General features: G+C 55.7%; 13 protein-coding genes and 1 pseudogene. 6 read left to right on the forward strand and 8 right to left on the reverse strand.

Features of this window, described 5'->3' with window-relative positions:
- Positions 1-4 precede the first annotated feature (4 nt).
- The 3 genes and pseudogenes from ybaK to BMI79_RS03880 all read right to left on the reverse strand — a co-directional run.
- Positions 5-484 carry a Cys-tRNA(Pro)/Cys-tRNA(Cys) deacylase YbaK gene (gene ybaK, locus BMI79_RS03870; protein WP_076940611.1) on the reverse strand — a complete coding sequence of 160 codons (480 nt, stop codon included), beginning with the start codon at positions 482-484 and terminating at the stop codon, positions 5-7.
- A 224-nt stretch (positions 485-708) separates the two neighbouring features.
- The gene (locus BMI79_RS03875; RefSeq protein WP_076940613.1) at positions 709-1,512 is read right to left on the reverse strand and encodes a TraB/GumN family protein; all 804 of its coding nucleotides are present in this window, start codon (positions 1,510-1,512) and stop codon (positions 709-711) included.
- Positions 1,513-1,767: 255 nt separating this feature from the next.
- A pseudogene (locus BMI79_RS03880) lies at positions 1,768-1,962 on the reverse strand (cation transporter); the annotation flags it as partial.
- Positions 1,963-2,082: 120 nt separating this feature from the next.
- Between BMI79_RS03880 and cueR the strand changes: the two are divergent.
- The gene (gene cueR, locus BMI79_RS03885) at positions 2,083-2,484 is read left to right on the forward strand and encodes a Cu(I)-responsive transcriptional regulator (protein WP_076940616.1); all 402 of its coding nucleotides are present in this window, start codon (positions 2,083-2,085) and stop codon (positions 2,482-2,484) included.
- On the opposite strand, the gene BMI79_RS03890 is transcribed toward cueR, so the two are convergent.
- The 5 genes from BMI79_RS03890 to tesA all read right to left on the reverse strand — a co-directional run bounded on the left by BMI79_RS03890 (position 2,481) and on the right by tesA (position 6,389).
- The gene (locus BMI79_RS03890) at positions 2,481-2,942 is read right to left on the reverse strand and encodes an NfeD family protein (RefSeq protein ID WP_076940618.1); all 462 of its coding nucleotides are present in this window, start codon (positions 2,940-2,942) and stop codon (positions 2,481-2,483) included. The two genes, cueR and BMI79_RS03890, sit on opposite strands and share 4 nt — an antisense overlap.
- Positions 2,943-2,944: 2 nt before the next feature.
- Positions 2,945-3,850, reverse strand: coding sequence for an SPFH domain-containing protein (locus BMI79_RS03895; RefSeq protein ID WP_076940619.1), 906 nt, complete (start codon positions 3,848-3,850; stop codon positions 2,945-2,947).
- Between the two features lie 163 nt (positions 3,851-4,013).
- A complete protein-coding gene (locus BMI79_RS03900; protein ID WP_076940621.1) occupies positions 4,014-4,868 on the reverse strand; it encodes a co-chaperone YbbN in 855 nt (284 codons plus the stop codon).
- Positions 4,869-4,948: 80 nt separating this feature from the next.
- Positions 4,949-5,725, reverse strand: a complete 777-nt coding sequence (locus tag BMI79_RS03905; protein WP_076940622.1) for an SDR family oxidoreductase — start codon at positions 5,723-5,725, stop codon at positions 4,949-4,951.
- Between the two features lie 25 nt (positions 5,726-5,750).
- Complete coding sequence (gene tesA, locus BMI79_RS03910; protein ID WP_167370514.1) at positions 5,751-6,389, reverse strand: multifunctional acyl-CoA thioesterase I/protease I/lysophospholipase L1; 639 nt, start codon at positions 6,387-6,389, stop codon at positions 5,751-5,753.
- Between tesA and ybbA the strand changes: the two genes are divergently transcribed.
- The 5 genes from ybbA to BMI79_RS03935 all read left to right on the forward strand — a co-directional run bounded on the left by ybbA (position 6,360) and on the right by BMI79_RS03935 (position 16,124).
- Positions 6,360-7,046 (forward strand): putative ABC transporter ATP-binding protein YbbA, encoded by a 687-nt coding sequence (ybbA, locus tag BMI79_RS03915; RefSeq protein WP_076940626.1) that lies wholly within the window; start codon positions 6,360-6,362, stop codon positions 7,044-7,046. The genes tesA and ybbA overlap by 30 nt on opposite strands.
- A complete protein-coding gene (gene ybbP / locus BMI79_RS03920) occupies positions 7,043-9,475 on the forward strand; it encodes a putative ABC transporter permease subunit YbbP (RefSeq protein ID WP_076940627.1) in 2,433 nt (810 codons plus the stop codon). The genes ybbA and ybbP overlap by 4 nt, the downstream gene beginning before the upstream one ends.
- An 864-nt stretch (positions 9,476-10,339) precedes the next feature.
- Positions 10,340-12,367 carry a type VI secretion system Vgr family protein gene (locus BMI79_RS03925; RefSeq protein WP_076940629.1) on the forward strand — a complete coding sequence of 676 codons (2,028 nt, stop codon included), beginning with the start codon at positions 10,340-10,342 and terminating at the stop codon, positions 12,365-12,367.
- A gap of 164 nt (positions 12,368-12,531) precedes the next feature.
- Positions 12,532-15,054 (forward strand): DUF2169 family type VI secretion system accessory protein, encoded by a 2,523-nt coding sequence (locus tag BMI79_RS03930; RefSeq protein WP_076940630.1) that lies wholly within the window; start codon positions 12,532-12,534, stop codon positions 15,052-15,054.
- Entirely contained in the window at positions 15,054-16,124 is a 1,071-nt protein-coding gene (locus tag BMI79_RS03935; RefSeq protein WP_076940632.1) for a pentapeptide repeat-containing protein, read from the forward strand. Before BMI79_RS03930 ends, BMI79_RS03935 begins: the two co-directional genes overlap by 1 nt.
- Positions 16,125-16,126 lie beyond the last annotated feature (2 nt).

Consider the following 16,126-nt stretch of genomic DNA (forward strand, 5'->3'; position numbering starts at 1 on the left):
GTTTTCAATCCCGTTTGGCGATATCGGCAAAATTGCCGCTGAGTAAACGGCATAAATCGCCGGCGGCGAGCTCAATATCCAGCCCGCGTTTGCCGCCGGAAACGAAAATCGTGGTGAATTGCTGTGCCTGGCTGTCGATCACCGTCGGCAGCCGTTTTTTCTGCCCGAGTGGGCTGATCCCCCCCACCAGATAGCCGGTGACACGCTGTGCTAACAGCGGATCGGCCATCTCGGCTTTTTTGGCCCCCAGCGCTTTGGCGACCTTTTTCAGATCCAACTGAGTGGCTACCGGGGTGACCGCCACCGCCAGATGCTTGCTATCGCCATTGAGTGCCACCAGCAGGGTTTTATAGACTTGCTCGGCGTTCAGCCCCAGCTTTTTCACCACTTCATCACCGAAGTGGGTTTCTTCGCTGTCGTGATGGTAAGGATGAAGGGTGAAAGCCACCTTTTGTTTTTCAAGCAGTACCACTGCGGGCGTCATAAGGGAGGTTCCTAAACGATAAGAAGGTTGCAGTTTGCGACCATAAAATTACAAAAACGCTGCTTGCTAAGCAACCTACGCCGGGAATAAGTAAAGGCAGTTGCCAATAGGTTCACCAGATTGCTACCCTGTCTATTGTAACCGCTAACACGGCTACAATGCGTATAACTAAAAATATGAGAAATTCCTCTTTGACTGGCCAATAGCGATATTGGCCACTTTTTTTAGTGGGGTTGCAGCATGGCGGGCAGGTTATCCTCGCCATACAGGTGCAGGGCACCAACGGCCACCACATAATTTCCTGGCGGTAACGCTTCCAGTTTTTGCTGCCAACTGCGGTTACGGCGGTGCATCAGCACGTCATACAGTTCGGCGCAAAAGGTAGAAGGCAAGGTTTCCAGCGTGGCGTTTGGCTTGGCGTCCAACCACCAACTCATCATGGTTTGCAGCAGCCGCGCGTTGGTATGCCAGTGCTCCAGCGTATCGTGCAGCAACGCTATTCCCCCTTCTGGCAGTTGTTGCAGCATATCCCATTGTTCCTCTGCCCCTTCCAGTTCGATCACTGCTTTGTGCTGCGTTTTGGCGGCTTGCAATAACTGATAGTCGATACCGTATTCGGCGCGTAGTCCCAATTGTTGCGCCTGTCGCGCCTGCATCATCAAGGCAACCTGCCAGCCTGGCAGGGCAGAGAAGGTTTCACTATCGACGCCCAACTCTTGGCAAAGTACCTGTAAATGACGAAATTCTTCAGTGGTGAGGCGTTGTTCCAGCGGGATTTGTTCGCCATCCTGGGCAAAAGGTGAAGAGGAACCCGTGATATCGGCTTCAACGATCAACGCATCCGCCTGCCGTAAACGGGCAATCAGCTGTGCGGGCAAGGGGGACATATTCACTGTGCCCATATGAATGCTGCCCACCAGATGGAGCTGACGGTTGCCCGGCAACGTGATGTCCAGCGCTGGGTAGGCGTGGGCGTGCGGAGAAATAATGCCGAGGAAAGCGGCGATGCGGTGTAACAGTTGACCCATGCAACGTGGCTCCTGATTAGCGTTTGCCCCATGCTAAACGCTATCCCCCCCATAAGAAAGGCTGAACAGTGAGGGATTTATCCCAAAGCTAAGCAGAGCACGGTAGATTGTGCTCTGCTATAAGATGACTTGGCGTTACTGAGTAGGGAGATGAAAGTGCCATGGTCGCAGCGGTAACCATGGCCACTGATGTTCTAACCGCCGCCTGTGTTTCCGTAAAGTAGAGGGCAGCCAGCAACTTAGTGTTTAGGTGAGTGAGGAGGCCTTCAGCTTGGCGTGAAAACCTGCCTCTTCTATGGCTGCGATCAACCGTTGTGCATCGGCATCGCCGTAAACGTTGGCTGATTCCAGAGTGACCTCAGCGGAAGTCACCCCCGGAACAGCCTCGAGCGCCTTGCGCGCGCTGCCAACACAGTGCATGCAGGAAAGCCCCTGCAGCGATAATACCGTTGTTTGAGACATTATTGATTTCCTCGTAACCAGGGCTATTGCTTAAGGCTTGACCGCCTCAATGTTTATCATTAAAAATGAGCTTAAACCTTCCAGCAAGGGTAAGGTCAAGGAGGTTCAATGAATATCAGCGATGTGGCTAAAAAAACCGGTTTAACCAGCAAAGCGATTCGTTTTTACGAAGAAAAAGGCTTAGTCACCGCCCCAATCCGCACGGAGAACGGCTACCGTAGTTACGATCTGAAGCACGTTGAAGAGTTAACGTTGCTGCGTCAGGCGCGTCAGGTGGGGTTTAATCTTGATGAGTGCCGCGAATTGGTGGCGTTGTTTAACGACCCGGCGCGCCACAGTGCCGATGTCAAGGCGCGCACCCTGCAGAAAGTGGCTGAGATTGAAAAACACATCAGTGAATTGGGGCAAATGCGCCAGCGGCTATTAGCGCTGGCGGAACAGTGCCCAGGTGACGATGGGGCAGACTGCCCGATCATTAACAATCTGGCAGGCTGCTGCCACCGGCATTAGCGGTTAATGGCGCGGATCACCAAGGTGACGCCTTCAACGGCCACCACTTCCACTTCGGTGCCAACCGGCAGATCCTCGTTAGCCTGCGCGCGCCAACTGCTGTCACCAATATTGATGCGCCCCAGGCCGTTGTGCATTGGCTCGGTCAAGGTAGCGCGGGTGCCAATCAACTGGCGGTTACGCTGGTTCAGCACCTGCGAACCGCTGGTTGCCGCGGCAGGCCGCTGGCGTAGCCAGTACCACCATAGATAAGCCACGGCGATGGTCAACACGGCAAAAATGGCGCCTTGCCACTCCCAGTTGAGCTGCGGCAGCAACCAGACGACAATCCCAACCAGCACCGCCGACAGGCCGCTCCACAGCAGGTAACCGCTGGCACCGAGCATTTCGGCGGCCAGCAGCAACCCACCGAGAGAGATCCAGAACCACTGTGGGTTTGCTGCGATCTGCTCAATCATGATTACTTACCTTTACTTTCTTTCAGCAACTCGGTAATGCCACCGATGGAGCCCAACAGACTGCTGGCATCCAGCGGCATCATGATCACTTTACTGTTATTAGCGGAACCGATTTTCTGCAGCGCATCGGTGTACTTTTGCGCCACGAAGTAGTTCACGGCTTGGATATTGCCGCTGGCAATGGCATCGGAAACCAACTGCGTTGCCCGCGCTTCTGCTTCGGCGGCACGTTCACGCGCTTCGGCCTGCAAGAATGCCGATTGGCGTTCCCCTTCCGCTTTCAGGATCTGCGACTGTTTATCCCCTTCGGCACGCAGGATCGCCGCCTGGCGTACCCCTTCAGCTTCCAGAATATCGGCACGTTTGGTACGTTCAGCCTTCATCTGTGCATTCATCGACGCGATCAGTTCGGCGGGTGGGCGCACATCGCGGATTTCAATGCGGGTAATTTTGACGCCCCAAGGATTGGTGGCCTCATCGACGATATGCAGTAAACGGCTGTTGATGCTGTCGCGTTGCGATAGCATTTCGTCCAGCTCCATGGAGCCGAGCACGGTACGGAAGTTGGTCATGGTAAGGTTAACGATCGCCTGTTCCAGGTTGCTGACCTCATAGGCGGCACGCGCCGGATCGACCACCTGAATAAAGCATACGGCATCAATGGCCACGTTGGCGTTATCGCGCGAGATAATCTCTTGGGAAGGGATATCCAGCACCTGTTCCATCATATTAATCTTGCGGCCGATGCGATCCATAAATGGCACCACGACGCTCAACCCGGGCATCAACGTCTTGGTATAACGGCCGAAGCGCTCCACCGTCCATTGGAAGCCCTGTGGCACAATTTTTACGCTGGCGAAGACGATAATCAACGCAACAACGATCACAACGGGAATAACGGTAAACATGGCATAACCTCCTGTCAGACGTATTAATAGATAGTACGTCAACGGTGGGAGAAAGCCTAATATCCCCTTCATACTTCAAGCTGCGGGTACGTTGGTTTATCGATTACTGGCGTGAAATCAGGGAGAACAGGGTACAGCAGGCTGTACCCTGATTAGCGAAGGTTCAATACAATAAAGAATAAAGCTGGCGGCGATATTTACCCGCCAGCGCATCACCGGTGCCCAGCGCGGCCAGAATATCCATCAACGTTTTGCGCGCATTGCCGTTGGCGGCAGCCAGATCTTTTTGCAGATGGCCCATCAGCAGTTCCAGCGCTTCTTCATTACGGCCAACCTGATGCAGTTGCAGGGCAAGCTGAACCGCCAGCTCGACGTTTTCCGGCTGCTGCTGCACCTGCTGCTGTAACTGTTGGATCTCTGGCGTGTCGGCAGCCTGTTTCAGTAATTCAATCTGCGCGATCAGCCCTTGGTAACGGGTATCGCGATCCTGTAATGGAATGGTTGCCAGCACCGCTTCGGCGTCTTCCAATTTGTTCAGGGCGATCTGCGTTTCTGCCAGCGTCAGGCCGATATCGCTGCGCTGATTGCTGGCTTGCCAGGCGTCTTTCAGCAATGGCAGAGCGTCGAGAGCACGATCGTCCTGCAGCATTTCCACGGCTTCGGCCAGTTTCAGATCTTCCGTTTTGGGCAGGAAACGTTGCAGGAATTCGCGGATCATCTCTTCCGGCTGCGGGCCTTGGAAACCATCAACCGGCTGGCCCTCTTGGAACATATAAACGGTGGGGATCGAGCGCAGCCCAAACTGGGAGGCGATCATCTGTTCTGCGTCACAGTCCACTTTGGCCAAAATGAACTGCCCGGCATACTCCGCTGCCAGCTTGTCCAAAACGGGCGTGAGCTGCAGACAGTGCTGGCTGCGATCGGACCAGAAGTAGAACAGTACCGGGACGGACATGGATTGTTCCAGCGTCTGGTGCAGGTTAGTTTCATTAATATCAACAACAGCTTGAGCTAGCATGGTTTTTCTCTCTGAGCTTGCGGAGCGATTGGGTTCTAAATGGGGGCGAACTGACGCACTTCAACCCTGGCCTGGTTGGCTTAACCATTGCTGCGCATCATCCAGTCTAGCACCCTGCCAGGCAGCAGGCGGCGCAGGATCCCCAGGGCATGGGCCAGCAGCGTGACCGGGTAGCGCAGTTTGGCCCTCGGGCTTTCCAGCGCATGGCGCAACTTCGGCAGCACGGCCTCCGGCGGCAGCGTCAGCAGTTTGGCGATACGCGGATTATGCACCGGTTTATCGCTCTGTGTCTGATTAACGTTCTGGGTAAAATGCGTGGTGAGCGGGCCGGGTTCGATCAGGCTGACCTGAATGCCGGTGCCGTGCAGCTCCATACGCAGCGCATCGGACCAGGCCTCCAGCGCAAACTTGCTGGCGGCGTAGGCTCCGCGCCCGGCGCTGGCGACCAGCCCCATCACCGAACTGGTCTGGATAATACGCCCTTCACCGTGCGGTAACATGGCCGGCAACAGCAACTGCGTTAACTGATGGGTACCAAACAGGTTGGTTGAGAACTGCTGTTCCAACTGCTGGCGTGAGATCGTGCTGAGCGGGCCATAAACGCCATAACCGCCGTTGTTGAACAGGCCATACAGGCGGCCGTTGGTCATTTCGATCACCTGCGCGGCGGCACGCTCTACGCTGGCGCTGTCATCCAGATCCAGCTCAATCCCTTCCAGCCCGAGCTGGCACATGTTTTCCACGTCCTGCGGTTTGCGGCAGGCGGCCAGCACGCGGTAGCCACGGTTACGCAGATCCTGTGCGGCAATCAGCCCAATTCCGCTGGAACAGCCGGTTATCAATATCGCTTTTTGCATAACTTTACCTAGTTGGCGGCCCTATTCAGTTAGACTCATGTTTTACTAGAGGTTCCAGCCGCTTTGCCATCCAGGTGGCGATAAACGGCTGGGCATCCTGGTTAGGATGCAACCCGTCATCCTGCATCCATTCCGGTTTAATCACCACCTGTTCCATAAAGAACGGCAGTAGCGGAATGTTGAACTGTTTGGCCAATGCAGGGTAGATAGCACTGAACGCCTCGGTATAGCGGCGGCCATAGTTTGGCGGAATATGAATTTGCATGAGCAGCGGTTGTGCCCCCGTCTGCTGCACCAGGGTGATAATCTGGCTGAGATCGCGCTGGATATCCTGAGCCGGGAAGCCGCGTAACCCATCGTTGGCACCCAGTTCAATCACCACCCAGCGCGGCTGGTGCTGTTTTAACAGCTCAGGCAGGCGCGCCAGCCCCTGGGCTGCGGTGTCGCCGCTGATACTGGCGTTGATCACCCGTGGGCTACCGGGGTGTTTCTGCCAGGCATTAGCCAACAGCGTCGGCCAGGCCTGCGCCACCGGCAGACGGTAGCCAGCACTTAAACTGTCGCCCAGAATCAATAAGGTATCGGCGGCGGCAGCACGTAAACTGAATAATCCCAACAGCAAAAGGAAGGGAAGATGCCAGCGGAAAACGTTCTTGAAGTTCATCATCTTAGTAAACACGTTGGTCAGGGTGAGCATCAGCTCACCATCCTTACCGGAGTCGAGCTGGTTGTCAAACCCGCGCAGACAATTGCCCTGATCGGCGAATCCGGTTCGGGGAAATCGACGCTGCTGGGGATCCTTGCCGGGTTGGACGATGGCAGCGAAGGAGAGGTGCACCTGCTGGGCGAGTCGCTGACTACCCTGGATGAAGAAGGGCGTGCGGCACTGCGTGCCAGAAACGTCGGGTTTGTGTTTCAATCTTTCATGCTGGTGCCAACGCTGAATGCGTTGGAGAACGTCCAGCTACCGGCGTTGCTGCGTGGCGAGAGCGATCGCCACAGCCGCGAGCAGGCGGTGCAATTACTGGAGCAGCTTGGCCTGGGCAAACGCCTTAACCACCTGCCTGCGCAGCTTTCCGGTGGTGAGCAGCAGCGTGTGGCGCTGGCGCGGGCGTTCAGCGGCCGCCCTCGGGTGTTGTTTGCCGATGAGCCGACCGGTAACCTCGATCGCCACACCGGCGAACGCATCGCCGATCTGCTGTTCACCCTCAACCGTGATTTTTCCACCACCTTGATCCTGGTCACTCACGACGAAACGCTGGCTGCGCGCTGCCAGCGGCGGCTGCGCTTGCGTGAAGGCAAGCTGTGGGAGGAAGCATGATCTGGCGTTGGTTCTGGCGTGAATGGCGTTCGCCTTCGCTGCTGATTGTCTGGCTGGCGCTGACGTTGTCGGTTGCCTGCGTGCTGGCGCTCGGCAGTATCAGCGATCGTATGGACAAAGGCTTGAGCCAGCAAAGCCGCGACTTTATTGCGGGCGATCGCGTGTTACGCAGCGCGCGCCCGGTTCCGGAAGGGTGGATCCTTGATGCGCAGCAGCAGGGGCTGAAGGTTAGCCGCCAGCTCAGCTTCACGACCATGACCTATGCCGGGGAGCGCCCGCAGCTGGCGGAAGTGAAAGCGACCGATGTGCTTTATCCGCTGTATGGCAAGCTGGAAACCCGCCCGGCCAATCTCAAACCGGAGCCCGGCACGGTGCTGGTGGCGCCGCGCCTGTTGGATCTGCTGGGGATTCGCGTTGGCGACAATCTGGAGGTGGGGGATACCACCCTGCGCATTGCCGGTGAAATCATTCAGGAGCCGGATGCGGGTTTCAACCCCTTCCAGACCGCACCGCGGGCGATCATCAATCTGGCGGATGTCGCAAAAACCGGTGCGGTGCAGCCGGGCAGCCGCCTGACATACCGCTATATGTTTGCCGGTTCCGCAGAGGATATTCAGCGTTATGAAGAACGCCTTAAGCCGCAGCTCAAGCCGGATCAGCGCTGGTTTGGCTTGGAGGAGTCCGGCAGTGCGCTGGGGAAATCGCTGCAGCGCTCACAGCAGTTCCTGCTGCTTTCGGCACTGCTGACGCTGCTGCTGTCGATTGCCGCCGTGGCGGTGGCGATGAGCCACTATTGCCGCAGCCGTTACGATCTGATTGCGGTGCTGAAAACCTTGGGGGCGGGGCGCCGGGCGCTGAGCCGGCTGATTGTTGGCCAGTGGCTGGCGGTGCTGTTGCTGGCCGGGGCCGGTGGCAGCCTGATCGGGTTGGGGTTTGAAGCGCTGCTGATCCGCCTGCTTTCGCCGGTATTACCAGGGCAACTGCCCGCTGCCGGTGCCTGGCCGTGGGTGTGGGCGATGGGGGCGCTGGTGATGATTTCGCTGCTGGTCGGCCTGCGCCCGTACCGGCAATTGCTGGCCACCCAGCCGCTGCGTGTTTTGCGCCGGGACGTGGTGGCGAACGTCTGGCCGCTGCGTTATTTCCTGCCGGTCAGCGCAGTGATAGTGGTGCTGCTGCTGACCGTGCTGATGGGGGCGAGCACGCTGCTGTGGGCGATCCTCGCCGGGATGGTGGTGTTGGCACTGTTGCTGGGCGGCATTGGCTGGGGCAGCCTGTTGCTGCTGCGGCACATTACGCTGAAAAACCTGGCGCTGCGCCTGGCGGTAAACCGCTTGCTGCATCAGCCGTGGGTGACGATCAGCCAGTTGGCGGCTTTTTCGCTGTCGTTCATGCTGTTGGCGCTGTTGCTGGTGCTGCGTAACGATCTGCTCGATCGCTGGCAGCAGCAGTTGCCGCCGGGCAGCCCAAACTATTTCCTGCTGAATATGACGCAAGCGCAGGTGCCACAGGTGAAAGCATTCCTGCAACAGCACCAGTTGAAAGAGGAAACCTTCTACCCGATCGTGCGCGTGCGCCTGACCGAAATTAACCAGCAGGTGGCAACGGAAAGGGTGCATGAGGACGATCCCGGTGGTGAAGCGGTCAACCGTGAACTGAACCTGACCTGGCAGGCGGATCTGCCGGATCATAATCCGCTAACGGCGGGCACCTGGCCGCCGAAGCGTGGGGAAGTCTCTATGGATGAAGGCATCGCTGGGCGGCTCAAAATCAAACTGGGCGATACCCTGACCTTCAGCGGCGATACTCAGTCGTTCAGCGCAAAAGTCACCAGCCTGCGGCAGGTGGATTGGGAAAGCCTGAAACCGAACTTCTACTTTATCTTCCCGCCGGGTGCCTTGGACGGCCAGCCGCAAACCTGGCTGACCAGCTTCCGTTATGACGGCGATGGCCAGTTGCTGACCCAGCTCAATCGCCAATTTCCTACGCTGAGCCTGCTGGATATTGGTTCGATCCTGAAACAGGTTGGCGGCGTGTTGCAGCAGGTGAGCAGAGCGTTAGAGGTGATGGTGGTGCTGGTGGTGATCTGCGGTGGCCTGCTGCTGCTGGCACAGGTGCAGGTAGGGATGCGTCAGCGCAGGCAGGAACTGGTGGTGTATCGCACCTTGGGGGCGGGTAAACGTCTGCTGCGTGGCACGCTGTGGTGTGAGTTCGCCTTACTCGGGCTGGTGGCCGGTATTGCGGCAGCGGTGGGTGCAGAGGCGGCCCTGTGGCTGTTGCAAACCAAGGTCTTCGACTTCCCGTGGTCGCCGACGCCGGTATTGTGGTGGGCATTGCCGTTGCTGAGTGCGTTGCTGCTTTCGCTATGCGGTGGTTGGCTGGGCGTTCGTCTGCTACGCGGTCAGGCACTGTTTCGCAGTTACGAAGGGTGATTGACGTGTTTGCCTGTTAAGCAAAAGGCTTGAGTTCGTCGAGCCGTACCAGGCCGTTAAGCCAGATGGTGCGGCACCATGTTTACGGTAGAACCGCCTCTCCCCATGGGAGAGGCGTGGCCGGAATTGAAGTGTAATGTTAAAGGATGCTTAAGAGTTTGGTGAGTGTGTCATCTTATTAGTCAGCATAAACGACTAAAATAAGAATTGGGATTGTGATAAACCACCGATAGTGATCCTTACAATAATCAGTAATTCTGGGTTTATTCTCGATAAAGTCTTCATCATCTCTGTATATACCAATTTAATACCTATTAAGGGGTATTTTTTATGCTTATTTAACCGCAAACTCAATGATGAATCCGTTCGTTTTTTCTTAAGAAAAGTGAGGGAGAATGTAAACAGGGGAGAGACCTCAAAGCATAACTTCTGATAACTCATTAACTGATTTTATCATTATAAAATGTAAGGATAAGTGCGGCAACCAGACCCGGCTGTGTGCTTGTGCTGCCAACGAGCGTATTCGCCATGATCAAGAAAATATCCTACTCATTATTCTCATGTCATATCATTATCCTCGCAAGTAAAAAAATAGCCCAGTGTGAAACTATTCAATGAAATATCCAGATAAACCGCTCGGAAAAACCTTGGATGACATGAATTATTATATTCAAATTACTTGTTACATTTATTTGACTACGTTTTAAAGACTGGATAAAAATAGCGTCATTACGTTTGAGTTATAAAGTGGTTACGGAAATATTTACCTTAGTATGCAGAGTTTGAATGTGTATCTGCGCCGTAGGGGGTAGGTATTACAATATTTATATTCCTATTGTTTCCTAATTGTGCGGGCATAAGAAAATGATTACGCCAAACCCAAACCGTTATTTTGTAGCACAACAGATTACAGATCTCTCTGAACCACTTCTCTTTCGCACGTTAACGGGTGAAGAACGGTTATCTGAAATTTATGAATTCGATGTCGAGCTGCTCTGTCCAAATAACACCCTTGACTTAAAGTCACTGCTCGGCAAGTCATTTACTATTACAATTAATGACTTACCTGGTAATCCGCGCTATCTGAATGGCAATATCACCGGCATATCACTTTCAGGCCGCGAAGAGAGTGGTGAAAAATATTACCTCTATCGTGCCACGCTGCGCCCCACCCTGTGGTATCTGACGCAAAATCAGGATTGCCGGATCTTCCAGAGTAAAAGTGTGCCAGAGATCCTCATCAGCATATTAGGTGAATATAAAGTCAAGGTTGAGAATCGCTTAAGCTATGATTACCGCTCGTGGGATTATTCGGTGCAATACCAGGAAAGCGATTATGATTTTATTTGCCGTTTGATGGAGCATGAAGGGATCTATTTTTATTTCACCCATCAGGCTGATGGGCATACCATGATTCTGGCCGATGCGCCTCAGGGGCATAACGTCCTGGCAGGTTATGACAATATTGTTTATCGTCTGACGGAAGGGGGATTAACGCAAAACGACGCCACAATTTATCAGTGGAACGTTTCCGATATTATTACCCCCAGTCTGTACAGCATGGATGATTATGATTTCCGCAAGCCGCGCGCCAACCTGTTAGAGAATCGCCGTAACCCTTTATCCTACGCGAAAGAAAAGGCCGAGATTTTCGATTGGCCAGGCTGTTATACCGACCAGAGCCACGCGCAGTTTTACACCCGCGTGCGCCAGCAGGAATTTGAAGCCAATCATGAACACATGACCGGGCGTGCCTCTTCGCTTGGCCTGGCGCCGGGATACCGGTTTATGCTGGATAATGCGCCACGCCTGGAAGATGCCCGCGAATACCTGACCATCGCGGCCCGTTATTTCTTTCAGGAAAACAGCTACGTCAGCAATGACGACGATGATGCTGAACATTACATCGATTTTGAGGTTCTGCCCGCCAGCACTCCGTGGCGGCCCAAACGGAAAACCGCCTGGCCAAAAACGCATGGCCCACAGACGGCAGAAGTGGTTGGCCCGGCGGGGGAGAGTATCTGGACCGATAACTATGGCCGGGTGAAACTCAAATTCCGCTGGGATCGCTACAGCAAAGGTGATGAAACCAGCTCGTGTTGGGTGAGGGTTTCCAGTAACTGGGCCGGGTGGCAATACGGCGGCGTTCAGGTGCCGAGGATTGGCGAAGAGGTGGTGGTCGATTTTATCAACGGCGATCCTGACAGGCCGATGATCACCGGGCGCGTTTATAACGAAGACAATATGCCACCGTGGGAGCTGCCGGCCAACGCCACTAAAATGGGGATTATGAGCCGCACCACCGAAGGCAGTATCTCGAATGCCAACAGCATTTTTCTGGACGATACGCCGGGTGCCGAGCTGGTTGATATACACGCCGAGCGGGATATGAAGATTTCGGTGGAAAACAACCTGGACATGCTGGTGGAAGGGGACAACACCAGCACCATCCAGGGGTTCAGCGACGCGCTGATTGAGGGGGACGCCACCTCGATGATCCGAGGCGCTTCCGCGGCTTCTGTCGTGGGCGACGCGGTAGAGACCTTCTCCAGCAACCTGACCACCACCGTGGCACAGACGCTGACCACCATTGCGCCAATCATGATGATTCAGCCAACCACCAATCGCGTCTCCATCACGCCCGACGATCTGGAGGCGACAAAACTGAAAGTTTTCGCTGCCGGGCTGCGGGTGCAGGCCGTGGGGGCCGATATTCGGGTACGCGGGATGCATATTGATTCCACGCAGTTCGAAGCGCAGGTTATTCCCACTTATCTAGGGGTCACCAAAGCTAAAATATTGGCCGATGATACCGTACTGAAGATATTTAAAGCGCAGATTAATATCGGCAAATTGGAGTTGAATGCCAAAGATCTGGTGCTTTATCTCTGATTGGAAAAGCAACGGGGATCCCCTGGAAATAGAGCGCTCGCAATGCTCCATAAAGTTATGGGGCATTGCATAGCCAATAACCAATTGAAAAAGAGAATGCTTTTCTGACAAGTGTGATATTTCGCATGTCTTTTACGGATTGCCATTTGGAAGGCGAACTATAAATGAGAATTATCAAGCCGTTGCGTCTCGGGATTATGAACCGCCCTTGTTATTATAAAGCGCATAAGCCTTATTTGGGGGTTGCCGTGCTGGCCTTGGTCGATATGGGAGTTCAGCCCCTGTTGCGCCCAGAGCCGGAATTATGGCAACTGGCGCAAAGCGAATTATCCAGTACGGGAGGCGTGGTCGATACCGCCTATCCCAAATATTATGCCGAGTTTCTGGCAACCGGCCATGCCTATCCACACGCCTGTCTGGCCGAAAATGTTTGCCGCGTCAGCATTACGCTGGGCGAAAAGCAAAAATCCTTAATCGTTTCCGGCGATCGGCAATGGCAGGGGGGCACGCCGACCCACCCGCGCCCTTTTGCTTCAATGCCGATCAACTGGCAACACGCCTACGGTGGCCCGCAGATCGCGGATAACCCGTTGGGTATCGGGGCAGAGGCCAGCGGCATCCCCCAGCGCTTGCCCAATATTGAATTGCCTGGCGAACGTATGACCTCGCCGACGCGGCCAATAACCCCCGCCGGGTTCGATGCCGTTGATATCACCTGGCCAGCCCGGCAGGCGTTTATCGGCCGCCGTTACGATGAAGCCTGGGTGCAACGGGGGGCGATCGGCCTGGCCGATGATGCCGATTTCCGCCTGTTCAATATTGCGCCGCGGGATCAGCAGTGGCTGGAGCTGGCCGAACTGCCGCGCGGCACGCAGTACCGGATCGAGAATATGCACCCTGAACAGGCGCTGCTGGCCGGGCAGCTTCCGCCCTGGAAAGCGCGCTGCTTTGCGCATCATACGCAAAAGGGTGAAGAGGTGTTCTCCGAGATCGAGCTGCGTCATACCACGGTCTGGTTCTTGCCTCATCTGGAAAAAATGATCCTGGTGTACCACGGCGAACTGCCGCTGGAGGCGGAGGAAGAGGATGCCCGCAACGTGCATATGCTGATGCCCGCGCTGGAACATGAAGATCGGCCACGCTCGTTAACCCATTACCGGGATGTGTGGATCAAGCGCAGCGATCGGGAGAAAGGCAGCGCCTTTGCGTTTCAGGATCGCGATCTGCTGCCGGAAGAGAGCCTCGGGCCATGGATAGATAACACCCCTGATCCGGAAACGGACCATCCGCTGCAGCAAAACCTTGAGGCACGTAAGCAAGCCATCTACCAGGATGCCGATCAACGCCTGCAGGTGGTGGACACGACGCTGTACGCAGAGGCGAAAGAGACGCCGGATATCCCGCGCCCGATGCTGTCTCAACTGCCTGAGTTTATGGCGCAAATGGAAGGAATGGCCAACAAGGCGAAAGGTGACGCCGTCCAGCAGATGGAGCAGCGCATGCCGGATCGGGATGACTATGATGCGCGGCGCCCGACGGGGCCAGAGTCGGTTAATAAAATGCGTACTGCCTTGTTGCAACAGCAGGGGGCTTTGCATCCCGGTCAGGAAGAGGGGTTGCACCAGCTTTATCGCCTTGGTGTACCCAACCAGAATGCCGCTCCGCGCCTGAGCGGTGAGCGAGCGGCGCAGTTGAGAACCTGGGTGATCGGCAAAATGGCGCAGGATCGTAACTTTACCGGTTGCGATCTCACCGGTGCCGATCTTTCCCATCTCGACCTGAGCGGTGCCAACCTGACCCGCACCATGATGGAGAGCGTGGATCTGAGCCACAGCGTGCTGGATCACGCCACGCTGACGCAGACCATTCTGGCCCGCAGCGTTCTGAACCATACCTCGCTGCGCCACACGCTGTTCCATGAAGTGACGCTGGCGCTGGCTATCTGCAGCGACGGTGATTTTACCGGCGCCTATCTGAGCCACATAGAAACCGCGGGCGCGCAGTTTGAGCGCTGCAACTTCAGTGAGGCGACGATAGTAAACCAGATGTTCAGCGAGACTTCGCTGACCGATTGTGACTTCAGCGCCTCCAGCCTGGATAACGTGATTTTCAACGGCATCACGCTGGAAAATCCCCGTTTTTTTTCGGTGCGCATCAACAAAGGCACCTTTATCGACAGCCACCTGCAGCAGGCGGTGTTTGAAAATGCGCGGCTTAAGCGCTGTTCACTGACCCATTGCCAAGCCGACGGCAGCGATTTCACCCGTGCCCGGCTGGAGAATTGCGCTTTTGTTGCGGGCACCTCGCTGGCAAACGCCCGTTTCACCCACGCGCTGCTGATGCAATGCAACCTGCGCCAAATGCCGCTTAGCGGGGCCGATCTCAGCTTTGCCCGGCTCGAGGGGTGCGATCTGTCCGAAGCCAGCTTACGTCAGGCAACCCTGCGCCTGGTGCAGGCTAACGATTCGCTGTTTATCCGCGCCGATCTGACGGGGGCGGAGCTCAGACAAGCCAGCCTGATCGGCAGCCGCTTACAGAAATCACGGCTCATCGGCTGCGATCTCACCGCTGCTAACCTGTTCCGCGCGGATATCTCGCAGGCGGAAACCGATGACACCACCCTGATGCACGATGCCTGGGTTAAGCAGATGAAAGTCTACCCGTTGCGTAGTCGAGGAGCCGAATAATGGATGCGGTTCAGCTACAGCAGAAAGTCAAACAGGGTGAAGTGATTGAAGAACAGACCCTGAGCGGCCTCAGCCTGGCCTCCGGCGATCTGGCCGGTGGCATCTTCAGGCAGGTGGATTTCAGCGAAGTTGATTTTAGCGATTGCAACCTGGAACGCTGCCTGTTCCTTGAGTGCACCCTGGCGGGAGCGCTATTTAGCGGAGCCCGGCTGCACTATGCGAGCTTCAGTGAGTCCGATCTGCGCCACGCCAACTTTAGCGCCACCGCGCTGCCTGGGCTGATCTTCAGCGAGTGCAATCTGCAACACGCAGATTTCAGTCAGGCCCGGGCAGAGAAAATGCAGTTTATCGGCTGTCGCCTGGAGCACAGCCGGTTCCGGCAGGCGCAGTTCGACAAGAGTGCCATTTCTGAATCGACGATGGATAACAGCGACTTCACCGAGGCCAAGCTGCAGAAAACCACGTTTTATCAAACGGATTTGCGCCAGTACATCGCCAGCAGGGCGCATTTTGAGCAGGTTAACTTTTTTGAGTGCCAACAACAGGGGCTCGACTACGGCGGCCAGTCATTGATTCAGTGCCTGTTCACCCGCAATCAGCTCGACAACGTTAATTTCACCGCTGCCGTGCTCACGCGCAGCCTGTTTCATGGGGCATCGATGCAGAAGGCGAACCTGAGCGGCGTTCAGGCGGAAGGGGCCCAGTTTGTGGATGCCGATCTGTCTTCTGCCGACTGTCACGCCAGCCAGATGAATCAGTCGATGTGGATTAACGCCTGCCTGTCTGCAACCAACTTCACGGGGTGTCAGCTTGTGCAGGCGCAGTTCAGCAAAAGCCGGGCGCTGGGGGCGGTGTTTACCAACAGCCAACTGGTCTATGCCAATTTTTCCTACGCCGACGTCAGCTATGCCGATTTTGGCGGAGCGCATTTCAACCAGACGCAATTTCACCGGGCGGTACAGCAGGAAACGCACTGGGGAGATAAAACCGGTGTGCTGGCGAATGACCCCGAACTGTTCGCCGCCGAAAGCTGGAGTGAACAACAGTCCTACCCAGCGGATCACGGATAAAA

The organism is Serratia oryzae, assembly GCF_001976145.1.
GTDB lineage: Bacteria > Pseudomonadota > Gammaproteobacteria > Enterobacterales > Enterobacteriaceae > Chania > Chania oryzae.